A 13,699-nucleotide genomic window follows, 5' to 3' on the forward strand; every position below is an offset into this window, starting at 1 on the left:
CCGGGAGAGGTCAGGGGCGGCGGCCCGGGGCCAGGGGCACGCCCAGCAGAGGTGCCAGCGCGGCGACGGCCCACACCACGCTCCACGAGGACTGCTCAAGCAGGACGGGGATGGCCAGGGGGACGACGAAGCCCACGGTGAAGAGTGTCGTCCCCTCCAGGCCGAGTGCCGCGCCCGCCCGGCGGGCGCCCGCCATGGTGGCGATCTCGGTGTAGGCGACGCCGTGCCAGGCGTTGGCGAGCACTCCCCCGGCGGCGAGCGCGGAGGCGGTGAGGAGGACGGGCGCGCCGGCGAGGGTGAGACCGGCCGCGCAGGCGATCACGACACCCGACAGCGCGCCGACCGTCCGGAAGTAGCCCCGGCGGTTGCCGTGCCTGTCGGTGTACCGGCCGCTCCAGACGCGCGCCGCCCCACCGCCGAGCTGTCCCACCAGGACGACCAGGGGGCCCGCGACCGCTCCGGCGTGCTCCGCGTCGTGCAGGAAGATCGCGGCGAAGGTGAGGACGGCCATCTGGGGGACGGACAGCAGGGCGCTCGCCAGCGCGAGGCGCCAGACCTCCCGGCTCCGGAGCGGCGAGCGCTCCCGCACCGGCTCGCCCGCCGTTCCCCCGCCGCCCTGTGGCGCGTCGTCGGGCTCGTGGAGCCACTTCCAGGTCGCCACCGCCGTGACCAGGCAGAACGCGGCCAGCACGGCGTAGACCGGGCGGAAGCCGTGACTCGCGGCGAGCCACGGCAGCAGGGCGACCCCGACGGCGCCGCCCACGGGGATCGCGGTCTGGCGGATGCTCATCGCGAGGCCCCGCTGCCCCTCCCGGAACCAGGTCATGACCGCGCGCCCGGACGACCCGTTGACGCTGCCTCCGAGGACACCGGCGAGCAGCAGCCCCGCCGCGAGCAGCGGCATCGGAGGCCGGCCGTCGCCGGTGGGGACGACGGCGAGGCTCATGAGCACGAGCAGCGCGCCGGTGGAGATCAGCCCGGTCAGCAGGATCCGCCGGTCACCGAAGCGGTCGGTCAGCAGCCCCCACACGATGTCGGACGCCGCGACGCCCAGCGCGGTACAGCCCAGGACCAGGCCCAGCTCCCCGGTCGACAGGCCGTAGTCGGCCCGCATCGTGATCGCCGTGACCGGGATACCGGAGAACATCGCGGAGAAACTCGCCTGCGCGGCCACGCCGACGCCGAGGATGACCCAGCGGTGCTCCGGCCCGAGGGGTGGTCTCCGGCGCGGCGTCTCCGGCACCTGGTCTGTGTGAGTGGGCACGGGCTCCCCTAAGGCAAATAACCGTTAAATGAGGTTACTCACCTTGGCAACACTGTCCATAACCTGTCAATACAGTTATGCTGAAGTCGTGGACTTCACCTTCATCAGCGGGAACCCGGGCCTCGACCTCGCCGGCACCGTCGGGCACCGGCGGCACGAGCGATGGGAGCTGCTGGAGTCACCGGAGGACCTGGCCCGATGGACGGTCTCGGCCGGGCTGCTCGACGCGCCGCCCGCCGTGGACCCGGCCGAGCTCGTCGCGGCGCGGACCCTCCGGGAGGCGATCTACCGGCTGGCCCGTGCGAGCTGCGACGGGACCGAGTACGGCCGGGCGGATCGCGAGCTGCTCAACCAGGCCGCGGCGGGGATGCCGGTGGGCGTCCGCCTCGGCGACGGGGCCCGCGTCGAGCGCGCAGGCGACCTGGCGACCGCGATGACCACCGTGGCGAGAGACGCGGTCGAGCTTCTCGGCGGCCCGTCCGCCCGGGACATCCGAGAGTGCGACGAGGAACGGTGCACCCGCCTGTACGTGGACGGCTCCCGGCGCGGCTCGCGCCGCTGGTGCGACATGCGCGAGTGCGGCAACCGGGCCAAGGCCGCCGCCTTCCGCGCCCGGCACCGCCTCTGACCTCCCTCGCCGAAGGCTGGACCCGCCCTCCGCTCCCCGACGGTCGTCATCGGGCTAGAGCCCCTTCCCGCCTCCGAAGGCCTTGACCTGGCACTCGTTCTGGATCTTCTCGATGTCCACCCCGTTCCCCGGGATGCTGTCGTACGTCCAGGAGATCTCGTTGGGGTCCGAGCCGGTGGCCGGAACGACGCGCACCTTGAATCCGTAACCCTTCATGCACTTCACCTGGGCTCTGACGGCGTCGGCGTAGTGCGGGTTCGTCTTGGGATTCATCTCCGGCGGCAGGAGCGGAACCTTGTCCTCGCACGCCTTCGCCGCGGCCTCTGCCGCCTTGATGCCCGCGGCGCTGGGAGCGCTGTTCGTCTTGGCCGGCATTCCATGGTTCTTCAGGCAGGTGGCGTATGCCTGCCGGTACTTCGTCACCTCCTCCGGAGAGCTGTCCAGCCGTAGCTGGGGGCGGTCGTCGTCCGCGGCGGGCTTCTTCGACGAGCCGGCATTCGCCGTGCCGGCACCGCCGCCGGCGGCTTCGCCGGGGGATTCACTGACCATCGAGGCGACGCCGTCGTCCTTGGCCGCGGCGCTGCCGCCCGAGTCGGCGCCGCCGCACGCGGTGAGCAGGAAGGAGCCGGCGAGCGCCACGGCGGCGAGGACGGCGACGCGTTTCACGGGGGTCCTGGTGGCGGTGACGTGACCGGTGGAAAGAGTCATGCGGAAGAGGATGCAGGGCCGATGTGAGGAACCTGTCAGGGAGCGGTGAGATTGTCTTGTGCCCTTCGACGGGGCACGAACGGATCCGCGACCGGCCCCATCGGGACCTGGCAGGTCGTACGGCCCGCACCACCCGAGGACCTGGTCCACCGGTGCCGGCGAAGGGGACGATCCTGTGAGTCAGGGTGCGGCCAGGGCCTCGGTGGGGGTCAGCCGTGACGCGCGAACCGACGGGTACACGCCGGCCAGCATGCCGACCACCACCGCGCCGCCGATCCCGCCGGCCACCGCCACCGCGGGGATGACCGGGGGCCATCCCTGGTAGGCCGCGTAACCGAGGGTCGCCGCCACGCCCAGTGCGGTGCCGATCACACCGCCGAGTCCGGACAGCGCCACCGACTCGGTGAGGAACTGGGCGCGGATCTGGCCGCGGGACGCGCCCAGCGCCCGCCGCAGGCCGATCTCGCGCCGGCGTTCCAGCACCGAGACGACCATGGTGTTGGCCACCCCGATTCCGCCCACCAGCAGGGCGACGCCGGCCAGCCCGAGGAACAGCGCGGAGAAGGTGCTCTCGGTCACGCGTTTGGCGGCGAGAGCGTCGGAGGGCCGGCTGACCTGGACCAGGTCGGGAAGCTCGGGGTGGAGGGTGGCGGGCAGCACCTCCCGCACGTCCTCCAGCGCGTCCTCTTTGACCTGCGTGTAGATGACCGTGGGGTGGCCGTCGAAGCGCAGGAGGTGGCGGGCGGCCTCCCAGCCGACCAGGACGGAGCGTTCTATGTCGGGGGCCAGCGGCATCGGGCCGAGGATGCCGGTGACGGTGAACCAGTGCTCGCCGATGAACACCTGCGGGGGTTCCCCGCCGGGCGCCAGGTCGTTGATTCCCAGACGGCCGGCGGCGACGTAGCCGAGGACCACGATGGGAAAATCGTCGGTCGCGGCGCTGAGGAACTTTCCCGTCTGGACGGTCCCGTTGATCGCGTCGAGCAGGTTGGCCCGGCTCGCGAGCACGCTGATCCCGGCGGAGTCGCCGGCGTCCGCCTTGTCCGAGCGGGCCAGGGCCGCGTGGGTGTTGGCGACCGCACTCGCCACCGTGACGGGTGCGATGCGGGCGGCCATGCCGTCCGCCTCTTCCGGCAGCAGGACCGGCGGGTCCTGGTCGGACATGGGTTCGGCGCGCAGCACGTTGGTGCCGAGCGCGGAAAGCTCGTCGAGCAGGGCCTTCTGGCTGGAGGCCGGGATGCCCGTCACGATGATCAGGGTGGCGATCCCGATCGAGACCCCCAGGGCGGACAGCGCGGCCCGCGCCTTCCGGGTGCGGATGCCCAGCAGGCCGAGCCGCAGCACGTCGGCCGGCGCCAGCCGTACCGGCCGGCGCCGTGCCACGGTCTCCGCGGTGCCGTCCGCGCCGCTCCCCCGGGCCGGAAGATCTGGGAGAACGTCCGTCATGTCCTGCCCCCTCGGTGCGTGTCGCTCATGATGCGGCCGTCGCGGATCTCCACCCGCCGGGGCAGCCGCGCCGCGATGTCCCGGTCGTGGGTGATGACCGCGATGGTGGACCCCTCGCCGTTCAGAGTGGTCAGCAGTTCGAGCACGGCCTGGCCGTTGGCGGTGTCGAGGGCCCCGGTCGGCTCGTCGGCGAGGATCAGCGCGGGCTCGTTGACCAGGGCCCGGGCGATGGCGACCCGTTGCCGCTCGCCGCCGGAGAGCTGGTGTGGCAGGTGCCCGACCCGGTGGGCCAGGCCCACGCGCGCCAGTGCCTCCAGCGCCAGCGGACGACGCCTGCGGTGCGGCACCCCGGCGTAGAGCAGTCCGGTCGCCACGTTCTCGGCGGCGCTGAGCCCGTCGGTGAGGTGGAACTGCTGGAAGACGAAACCAAGCAGCCGTCCGCGCAGCGCGGACAGCAGGCGGTCGGACAGGGTGGAGACGTTCTGCCCGCCGATCTCCACGGTGCCGCTGGTGGGCAGATCGAGCGTGCCCATGATGTTCAGCAGCGTGGACTTGCCCGATCCGGACGGGCCGAGGATGGCGAGCAGCTCGCCTTCCTCGATCACCAGCGAGACGTCGTCCAGTGCGGTGACCCCGCCCGGATACGTCTTGCTCGCCCGGTGGACCCGCAGGACGGGTGTGGCCGGCGCGGACCCCGTGCGCGTCGGCCGGAACCGCGCGTCGCGCGGGTCCGACGTGGACCCCGCGGGCATCGGCGGAACGGACGAGTCCGGCGCGGACCCCGTACGCGCCGGTTGAACCCGTGGAGCGGGCGAATCCGATGCGGAGCCCGGACGCGCCGGGCTCATGAGCTCGTCACCACTTTCAGGCCCGAAGTGATGCCGTCGCCGCTGACCTCCACCATTCCCCTGGCGAACATCCCGGTCTCCGCGGCGACCAGCCTGCCGTCGGTGAGCTGGAGTGCGTAGCCGCCCTCACGCAGGGCGAGCAGCGCGCCGACCGGTACGGCGAGCACGCCCCGCCGTACCCGGGAGGTGACGTTCACCTGGACCGCCGCGGAGTCCAGCGCCTTCACGTCCGTGCTCCGGTCCGGTGTGACCGTGACGTTCAGCTGCGGCGTACCGGACCCGCCCGGCGTCTCGTTGTCCCGCGTGTCCTTGCCGATCGCGGTGACCTTCCCGCTGATCTTCTTGTCGTCGGGGAGGACGACGGTCATCCGCGTGCCCCGGCGGATCGTGCCCACATCGGTGGCGTCCACCGGTACGGTCACCACCTTCCTCGTCGAGGTCACGGTCATCAGCTCCTCCGCGACCACGTCCCCGAGCTGCGCCTTCACCGAGCCGACGCGGACCGGCCCGGGAAGGACGACGACCTGGCCGACGTCCAGCGTGCCGGTCGGCTCCAGCCCGGAGTCCAGTTGCCACCGCTTGAGCGCCGCGCCGAGGGAGGCGGTGAAGACGTCTCCCGGCAGGAGGGGCTTGTCCCTGCCGGCAAGAGGCACCCGGGACGCGTCTGCCCCCGGAGCGGTTTTGGCCGTGGTGACAGCGGACGTCCGGGGCGGCGGAAGGCCGATGTCATAGCCGAGTGCTTTGAGGTTGTTCGCCACCACCGTCACGTCACGGCCCTGGACGCCCTCCTCACCCAGCTTGCGAAAGAGCGGCGTGTCACCGAAGAACGCCGTCACGGGCCGGTCGTCCACCCAGTACAGCGGCTTGCCCCTGAGCACCGCGGCGCCCGCCTTCGGCAGCCGGGTGACCAGTCCCTCCCCCACGCCCCGCAGGGGTCTCTCCGCGCCGAAGCCCAGGGAGCCGGGGAGCGTCCGGGTGTCCGACAGGTCGGTCTTGACCACGGAGGCGATCTCCACGTGGGGCTTGACGGTTCCCGCCGTCTCCGGTTTCCCCTCGTGACCGGCCAGCGCGACCGCGACCACCCCGGCCGCCGCGACGGCGATCAGCGCCACCGCTCCGGCGACGACCGGCTTCCACCTTCGCCCGCGCCCCCTCGCGTCCGCGGCTTCGCTACTCGCCACTGAAGTCCTCCAACCGGCGGCCCCCGCCGATGCCGGTCCCCACCACGGCGGCGCGTGGCAGGCGGATGCGTGGGCCGGGAACAGAGCTCGGGGATTTCGGCATGCCGACGAGGATTATCCGGAGATGTTAGGAACCTGTCAGGAACCCATGGTCGTCCCGTGATTCCGCCTCGGCCGACGGCCCGCTGGGCGGACAGTGGTGTCCAGGCCGACCTAAGCTCGGCGATATGTGCGCATATGTCCTAGTAGCGGAGGACGACCTGAAGCAGGCCGAGCTGGTCCGTCGCTATCTGGAAAGGGAGGGGCATTCGGTCGTCGCCGTACACGACGGACGCTCGGCGCTGGACGCCGTTCGCCGCCGGCTCCCCGACCTCCTCGTCCTCGACGTGATGATGCCCAGGGTCGACGGGCTGGACGTGTGCCGGATCCTGCGCGCCGAGTCGGACCTGCCGATGCTGATGCTGACCGCCCGGACCACCGAGGACGACCTGCTGCTCGGCCTCGACCTGGGCGCCGACGACTACATGACCAAGCCCTACAGCCCGCGCGAGCTGATGGCGCGCGTCCGCACTCTGCTCCGGCGGGCCCGTCCGGTCGTCACCGAGCCCGATCCGGTGCTGAGGGTCGGCGCGCTGGCGGTGGATCCCGGCCGTCACGAGGTCAGCGTGGACGGCAGGCACATCGAGTGCACTCCGGGCGAGTTCGAAATACTGGAGTTGCTGGCGACACAACCCGGCCGGGTGTTCTCCCGGGAGCAGATCCTCGGACATCTCCACGGCTTCGACCGCTACATCACCTCCCGGACCGTCGACGTGCACGTGATGAACCTGCGCAAGAAGATCGAGCCGGAGTCGCGCAGGCCCGCCCGGCTGGTCACCGTCTACGGGGTGGGCTACAAGCTGACCGCCCCCCGGGGCGAGGCCACCGGGGACGGTTCCGGCGGCCGGCAGGACACGCCTGATGCGCCGTGACGTGCCGCTACGCCGCAGCCTGCTCCTGAGGTTGCTGGCGGTCTCGGTGCTGGTGTCCGTCTGCTCCATCGTGGCGACCGCCTGGCTGACCGTACGGAGCACCACCGTGGCGATCCAGCAGGAACAGGGCCAGGCTCTCGCCGACGACGCCCGGATCTACGACGAGCTCCTCGGCTACGCGGCCGGCCACTCCACCTGGAAGGGCGCGGACAAGACGGTACGCCTGCTGGCGCAGCAGACCGGGCACCGGGTCACGCTGACCACCGAGGACCGCAGGCCGGTCCTCGACTCCGATTCGGGTCCGTCCTCGCTGCCCGCGAAGCCGACGGCGGTCATCGAGCCCCTGGCCGTCGACACCGCCCTGACCGCCGCCTCGTCGTCCGACCGCATCGATCCGCGTGCGGTCGGACCGTTCCGGCTTCCCCGCAAGGAGCGTGACGAGCTGCACACCGCGGCCCTGCGAACCGCCGCCTGCCTGCGCGACAACTTCAGAACCATCACCAAGATCGTCGATGGTCCCAGCGGGCGTCCGCGTGTCGAGACCCCCGCGCTCAACCCGGATTTCTCCACCACGAGATGCGCCAGTCCGGCCCTGGACGAACTGACGCCCACCGAGGTGAAGGCGCTCACCCGGCTCAACAAGCTCGTCAACGCCTGTCTCGCGCACCAGGCGGGGCCCATCGTGAAAGTCGGCCTGGACTTCACCTGGGGTGAGGTGACCACAGCGGTCACGGGCGACGATCGGACGGGCGGGCGCTCGACCACTCCCGCCAAGGGCAGCGAGGTGAGCGTTCCCATCTGCATCACCACCGGCCGGCACGAGCAACTCGCGCCCTACGTCGCCCCGACCGCGCTGCTCTTCGTCAGCAGCCGCGGCGGTGCCGCATCGACGATCTTCGACTTCTCGCCGGCCAACCAGGCGCGCATCGCCGGGGTCACGGCCCTGGTGCTGCTGATCACCATGACCGTCACCGTCCTGGCCGGCATCCGGCTGGTCAGGCCGCTGCGCGCACTGACCGGCGCGGCGCGCCGGATGGGAGAGGGAGACGTCACGGCCCGGGTCAAGGTCACGGGAGGGGACGAGATCGGCAGGCTGGCGACGGCCTTCAACGCCATGTCGGAGCGGCGCGAGCAACTGGAGGAACTGCGCAGGGCGATGGTCAGCGACGTCGCGCACGAGCTGCGCACCCCGCTCAGCAACATCCGCGGCTGGCTGGAGGCGGCCGAGGACGGAGTCGTCGCTCCGGACCGGACGCTGATGTCCTCGCTGCTGGAGGAGGCTCTGCTTCTCCAGCACGTCATCGACGACCTGCAGGACCTGGCGATGGCCGACGCCGGTGAGCTGAGGCTCCGCAGGGAGCGCGTCAACGCGGCCGACCTGCTCGCCCAGGTCGCCACCGCGCACGGGGGAAGCGCGGATACCGCGGGCGTCACACTGTCGACGCGCTCCGAAGGCGACCTGGAACTGCTCGCCGATCCGGTACGGCTGCGCCAGGCGGTGGGCAACCTGGTGTCCAACGCCGTACGGCACACTCCCGCCGGCGGCACGGTCGGCCTGAGCGCCCGCGGGGAGGGCGACCAGGTGGTGATCGACGTCGCCGACACCGGAGCCGGGATCGCCGCCGAGGATCTGCCGATGGTCTTCGAGCGGTTCTGGCGGGCGGAGAAGTCACGCAACCGGCAGACCGGGGGCAGCGGCCTCGGCCTCTCCATCGTCCGCAAGCTCGTGGAGGCGCACGGCGGCACCGTGTCCGCCACGAGTGTCGTCGGCGCGGGCTCGGTTTTCACCCTCCGGCTCCCCGTCTGAACGAGGCGCCTCCCTCCCCGGCGAAGACGCCGGCCTCAACCCTGCCGTAGCTCTCGGGTCTGCTTCCGTATGACGTCGTTGGCGCGGACGGCGAAATCGCGGACGATCGCCAGCTCCGCGTCGCTGTAGCTCTCGGCGAGATCCGCGTAGGCCCGGTTGATGTCCGCCAGGATTGCCTGCAGGTCACGGTAGGGACCTTCGCGTACCAGCTCGACGAGGACACGGCGCCGGTCGGCGCCGTCCCGGCGGCGGTGCACGTATCCCGCCCTCTCCAGGCGGTCCACGACCGAGGTGATGGCGCCGCCGCGCGTCAGCCCTATCCGTTCGGCGAGATCGTGAGGGGTCATGGACCCCTCCTTGTCGAGTACGGCCAGGCAGTTGAAGTCGGTCACGTTGATTCCGGCCCGGCCCGCGACGCCGACGTGAAACAGCGCCGACCACATGGCCGTCAGGCGCCCCTGATCGGATACGGCCGCGATCATCTCCGCTCGGCTTCCGGGTTCCGTTGACATGACGGCACAACCCTTCCTAATCTCTCTAAAATAGAGAGACTCTTAATTAGAGAAACTCTATTTTTGTACTGTCAGAGTAGTCGATCTCCCGGGAAGCAGCCGTGCTCGCATCCACTCCCCGAACCGGTCCACCCGCCTCGCCCCGGCGCTGGGCGGCGCTCGGCATCGTCCTGAGCGCCGCCTTCATGGACAACGTCGACGCGACCATCCTCAGCATCGCGCTGCCCCACATCCAGAACGACCTTGGCGCCGACCACACCACCGCCCAATGGAGCCTCGCCGGATACGTCCTGGCGTTCGCGTTACTACTGATCACCGGTGGACGTCTGGGTGACGCCTTCGGCCGCAGGCGCCTCTTCCTGATCGGTGTCGCCGGATTCACCGCCGCCTCCGTCGCGTGCGGCGCCGCCACGACGCCCGAAATGCTCATCGGCGGCCGCCTCGCACAGGGCGCGATGGCCGCTCTGATGGTGCCCCAGGTCATGTCGGTCATCGTCACCATGTTCGGCCCGGCTGAGCGAGCGTCGGCGTTCTCGCTGCTGGGTGCGGTTCTCAGCGTGGGCAGCGTCAGCGGGCCGCTGCTGGGTGGACTGCTGACCGAGTACGACGCGCTGGGGCTGGGCTGGCGCGCGATCTTCTACGTCAACGTTCCCATCGGGATCCTCGCTTTCGGCCTGGCCGTGTGGATCATGCCCGAGACCCGTTCCGACCGTCCGCTCCGGCTCGACCTGGTGGGAGTGGCCCTGGTGACGCCGGCCACGCTGGGGATCATGTACCCGCTTGTGCAGGGGCGTGCGGAGGGCTGGCCCACCTGGATGTTCGTCGCGATGGCCGCGGCGGTCGTACTCCTGATGCTGTTCGTCGCCCAGCAGCGGCGCCGCCACCGGCGGGACGGCTCCGCCCTGGTGCCGCCCACCCTGTTCCGGCAGAGGTCGTTCACGGTCGGGGTGGTCGTCGTGCTGCTGGTCTTCTCCGGTGTGACGTCGTTTTTCCTCGTGCTGACCTACCACCTGCAGTCCGGCCTGGGGTGGACGCCGCTACACACGGCACTGGTGACGCTGGCCTGGCCCGTCGGCATCACCGCGACCACTCATCTCGCGTTGCGCCACGGCGCGGCGCACGGTCGCCGGCTCATCGGCACGGGCGCGCTCATCATGGCCGCGGGCACCCTCGTCGTGATCGTCTCCACGCTGACCTCGGGGGCCGGCCTGACCTGGCCGCACGTCGCGGTCGCCGAACTGGTCATCGGTTTCGGCATGGGACTGTGCGTGCCGATCCTCACCACCGTGGTGCTCGGCGACGTTCCCGCCGACGACGCCGGTGCCGGTTCCGGCGTCGTCAACACCGGCATACAGCTCGGTACCGCCGTCGGAATAGCGATCGTCGGAGTTGTCTTCTTCGCTCTCGTCTCCACCGGGACCGGCGCCCCCGCGGACCGGTTCAGCTCGGCGACCGCGACGACGCTCTGGTACAACGCCGGCGTCTTCGCCCTGGCCGCACTGCTGAGTCCGCTGCTTCCCGCTTCCCGGAGATGACCTGGAAGGGGCGGGATCACCACAGCTGGAAGGAGCCCGATCGGCCCGCGGGTCGTGAGCCTCGCGGGCCTGGGCGTTCCGCCGGACGATCATAGGCCCGTGGCGCGGTCCTTCGCGCGGAGCCCGTTCAGTGCCGCCGCCGAGAGGGCGTCCGCCTCGGACACGCTGAGCGGCGCGTGGCCGCTGATCAGGCGGAAGATCAGCGGGCCGAAGAGGAGGTCGATCGCCGTCTCGACGTCGACCCCCGCGTCCACCTCACCCCGCTCGACCGCGCGCCGCCAGAGCCGGGCGCCGGCCTCCCTCCGGCCGGCCAGGAAGAGCTCCCGGAAGTATCGGGCCCCCTCGGGGTCGGTCACGCAGGCCGCGAGGAGTTGCGCGAAGATCGTCCCGGCCCGGCTGTGGTAGAAGTCGCTGACCTGGCGGACCTGCTCGGACAGGTCCTCCAGGGCGTCGCCGGTGTCCGGCAGCGGGACGGCGTCGCCCATCTCGACGCCGAACGCCTCGGCCGCGATGGCGATGCGGCTGGGCCAGTGCTTGTAGATGGTCGCCTTGCTGACGCCGGACCGCGTACTGATCGCGTCGATGGTCGCGGCGCACAGCCCGCCCTCGTTGAGCAGCTCACGGGTCGCCGTCAGCACGGACTGCTGGGCCCGGAGGCTGCGCGGCCGGGTGGGCCGGGCCGCCTTCGCCGGGGACGCCCAGTTCGCCTGGACAGGCAGTCCCGTCCATTCCGCCTGGTCCGGCAGAGGTCGATCCGGCTCGCCGTCACGCATCCTCGGCCCCGTTGCGGTAGTTCGTCGAGACCGAGGCCTCGCGCCACATGTCCAGCTCGTACTGGACGAACTGGATTTTGGCCTCGACCCGGGAGACCGCGTCCGCCCCGAGCTGGATGCGCAGCGGGGGCTCGGGAACCGAGGCCAGGTTGACGATCACCGACGCCGCCCTGGCGGGATCGCCCGGCTGCGTGTGGTTGCGCTCGCTCACGGTGTCGCGTATCGCGCCCGCCGTCTTGGCGTAGTCGTCGATGACGTCCTCCGCGGCACGCAGGCTGGAATCGTCCAGGAAATCGGTCCTGAAGGCTCCGGGCTCCACGACGGTGACCGACACGCCCAGGGGGGCGAGCTCGATCCGCATGGACTCCGACAGGCCCTCGATCGCGAACTTGGTCGCGCCGTAGATGCCCATGCCCGGTCCTCCCTGTGTGAAGCCGCCGACGGAGCCGATGTTGATGACGTGTCCCGAACGCTGCCCGCGCAGCACCGGCAACACGGCCCGGTTCACGTTCAGCAGCCCGAAGACGTTGACGTCGAAGACCGCGCGGACCGCGGAGTCGGACGCCTCCTCGACGGCTCCGAGCAGGCCGCGCCCCGCGTTGTTGACCAGCACGTCGATCCTGCCGAAGCGCTTCACGGCCTGCGTCACGGCCTCGTGGGCCTGGCGCTCGTCGGTGACGTCCAACGTGACGACGAGGAGTTCGCCCCCCGCGTCCTGGAACTCCTTCCTGGCCGCCTCGGCGTCGCGTACCGCGGCGACGACCTGCCGGCCACGCGAGAGTGCCTCTCGGACGATCTCCGCACCAAGCCCTCGCGAGGCTCCGGTGACGAACCAGACGCTCATCTCTTCTCTCCTTTCGGGGCGGGCCGGGGGCTTGAACTCGTCGCCGGTGCGGGTGGCCCGGATCGATCCGGACCACCCGGGTCGGACCTCGGACTTCCAGGTCCCCGGGTCGGGGCCTTGGCTCCGCCGGTTCAGACCTCCCGGGTCAGGGTCTCGAACTCCTCGTCGCTGAGCTCGATGAGCGCGGCGGCCATGTTGTCCTCCAGGTGCGAGACCGTGGAGGTACCGGGGATGGGCAGCATCACGGGCGAGCGCCTGAGCAGCCACGCCAGCGCGAGCTGCGACGGCGTGGCGCCGTGCCTCTTGGAGAACGTCTCAAGCGGGCTGCCCTCCTTCGCCAGCTTTCCGGTGGCGAGCGGGGCCCAAGGGATGAAGGCGATGCCGTTCTCCTCGGAGTACTTCAGCAGCGGCTCCGCGTCGCGCTTCGCGAGGTTGTAGAGGTTCTGCACCGAGACGATGGTCGCGAACTCGCTCGCCCGCTCGACGTCCTCGACGCTGACCTCGCTGAGGCCGATGTGCCGGATCTTGCCCTCCTGCTGCAGGAGGGCGAGCTCCCCGATCTGGTCGGCGAGCGGCACCTGCGAGTCGATGCGGTGCAGCTGGAGCAGGTCGATCCGGTCGACGCCGAGGTGGCGCAGGCTCAGCATGACCTGCTGCCGCAGGTATTCCGGGCGGCCGACCACCCGCCAGTCACCGGGGCCCGAACGGGTGAACCCCGCCTTGGTCGCGATGATCAGATCATCGGCATAGGGGTGCAGCGCCTTCTTGATCAGCATGTCGGCCACGAACGGGCCGTACGCGTCGGCGGTGTCGATGAAGTTCACACCGAGCTCGACGGCGCGGCGGAGCACGCGGACCGCCTCATCCGGGTCGCGCGGGTCTCCCCATACCCCCGTGCCGGTCAACTGCATGGCCCCGTAACCCAGGCGGTTGACGCGAAGGTCGCCTCCGATGGCGAAAGATCCCGAGGCGTCTGCCGGACGAACAGTAGTGGTCATTGTCTCCCCTAAAGACGAACTGAACGTTCAGTTCACTATAAGACTTCAGGTGGCGGCGGGAAAAATCCCCCCCGGATTCGACCGACCGCCGAGGGCCGCCGGGCCGCCCGACCCCGGACCCGGCCTTCCCACAGCGCCTGCGAGGACCCGCCCACGGTTCGGACACGACTCCCGGTGCGTCCCG

General features: G+C 70.9%; 13 protein-coding genes. 4 read left to right on the top strand and 9 right to left on the bottom strand.

Translation table 11 applies throughout. From position 1 onward, the window contains the following. Positions 1-10: 10 nt before the first annotated feature. Entirely contained in the window at positions 11-1,264 is a 1,254-nt protein-coding gene (locus tag J2853_RS28265) for an MFS transporter (protein WP_307563171.1), read from the bottom strand. 88 nt (positions 1,265-1,352) lie between these two features. On the opposite strand from J2853_RS28265, the gene J2853_RS28270 reads away from it, so the two are divergent. After that, on the top strand, positions 1,353-1,892 hold the full coding sequence (locus J2853_RS28270) for a CGNR zinc finger domain-containing protein (RefSeq protein WP_307563173.1): 540 nt from the start codon (positions 1,353-1,355) through the stop codon (positions 1,890-1,892). Positions 1,893-1,946: 54 nt separating this feature from the next. Here J2853_RS28270 and J2853_RS28275 read toward each other — a convergent pair whose 3' ends face one another. The 4 genes from J2853_RS28275 to J2853_RS28290 all read right to left on the bottom strand — a co-directional run bounded on the left by J2853_RS28275 (position 1,947) and on the right by J2853_RS28290 (position 6,075). Continuing rightward, positions 1,947-2,600: a hypothetical protein gene (locus J2853_RS28275; protein ID WP_307563175.1), complete on the bottom strand. Its 654-nt coding sequence runs from the start codon at positions 2,598-2,600 to the stop codon at positions 1,947-1,949. A 180-nt stretch (positions 2,601-2,780) separates the two neighbouring features. Next, positions 2,781-4,046: an ABC transporter permease gene (locus tag J2853_RS28280; protein WP_307563177.1), complete on the bottom strand. Its 1,266-nt coding sequence runs from the start codon at positions 4,044-4,046 to the stop codon at positions 2,781-2,783. Further along, positions 4,043-4,798, bottom strand: a complete 756-nt coding sequence (locus J2853_RS28285) for an ABC transporter ATP-binding protein (protein WP_307563179.1) — start codon at positions 4,796-4,798, stop codon at positions 4,043-4,045. Before J2853_RS28285 ends, J2853_RS28280 begins: the two co-directional genes overlap by 4 nt. Positions 4,799-4,890: 92 nt before the next feature. Then, a complete protein-coding gene (locus J2853_RS28290; RefSeq protein WP_307563181.1) occupies positions 4,891-6,075 on the bottom strand; it encodes an efflux RND transporter periplasmic adaptor subunit in 1,185 nt (394 codons plus the stop codon). A gap of 227 nt (positions 6,076-6,302) precedes the next feature. On the opposite strand from J2853_RS28290, the gene J2853_RS28295 reads away from it, so the two are divergent. Together J2853_RS28295 and J2853_RS28300 are read left to right on the top strand one after the other, a co-directional pair. Further along, positions 6,303-7,046: a response regulator transcription factor gene (locus tag J2853_RS28295; protein WP_307563183.1), complete on the top strand. Its 744-nt coding sequence runs from the start codon at positions 6,303-6,305 to the stop codon at positions 7,044-7,046. Continuing rightward, a complete protein-coding gene (locus tag J2853_RS28300) occupies positions 7,036-8,853 on the top strand; it encodes a sensor histidine kinase (protein WP_307563185.1) in 1,818 nt (605 codons plus the stop codon). The genes J2853_RS28295 and J2853_RS28300 overlap by 11 nt, the downstream gene beginning before the upstream one ends. Positions 8,854-8,888: 35 nt before the next feature. Here the strand turns inward: J2853_RS28300 and J2853_RS28305 are convergent, their stop codons facing one another. Further along, on the bottom strand, positions 8,889-9,365 hold the full coding sequence (locus J2853_RS28305; RefSeq protein WP_307563187.1) for a MarR family transcriptional regulator: 477 nt from the start codon (positions 9,363-9,365) through the stop codon (positions 8,889-8,891). Positions 9,366-9,466: 101 nt separating this feature from the next. On the opposite strand from J2853_RS28305, the gene J2853_RS28310 reads away from it, so the two are divergent. Next, positions 9,467-10,900 (top strand): MFS transporter, encoded by a 1,434-nt coding sequence (locus tag J2853_RS28310; protein ID WP_307563189.1) that lies wholly within the window; start codon positions 9,467-9,469, stop codon positions 10,898-10,900. Positions 10,901-10,989: 89 nt separating this feature from the next. On the opposite strand, the gene J2853_RS28315 is transcribed toward J2853_RS28310, so the two are convergent. The 3 genes from J2853_RS28315 to J2853_RS28325 all read right to left on the bottom strand — a co-directional run bounded on the left by J2853_RS28315 (position 10,990) and on the right by J2853_RS28325 (position 13,515). Further along, complete coding sequence (locus J2853_RS28315) at positions 10,990-11,673, bottom strand: TetR/AcrR family transcriptional regulator (RefSeq protein WP_307563191.1); 684 nt, start codon at positions 11,671-11,673, stop codon at positions 10,990-10,992. Next, positions 11,666-12,517, bottom strand: coding sequence for an oxidoreductase (locus J2853_RS28320; RefSeq protein ID WP_307563193.1), 852 nt, complete (start codon positions 12,515-12,517; stop codon positions 11,666-11,668). The genes J2853_RS28315 and J2853_RS28320 overlap by 8 nt, the downstream gene beginning before the upstream one ends. Before the next feature lie 131 nt (positions 12,518-12,648). After that, the gene (locus J2853_RS28325) at positions 12,649-13,515 is read right to left on the bottom strand and encodes an aldo/keto reductase (RefSeq protein ID WP_307563195.1); all 867 of its coding nucleotides are present in this window, start codon (positions 13,513-13,515) and stop codon (positions 12,649-12,651) included. Positions 13,516-13,699: the final 184 nt, after the last annotated feature.

It is taken from the genome of Streptosporangium lutulentum, assembly GCF_030811455.1.
Lineage (GTDB): Bacteria > Actinomycetota > Actinomycetes > Streptosporangiales > Streptosporangiaceae > Streptosporangium > Streptosporangium lutulentum.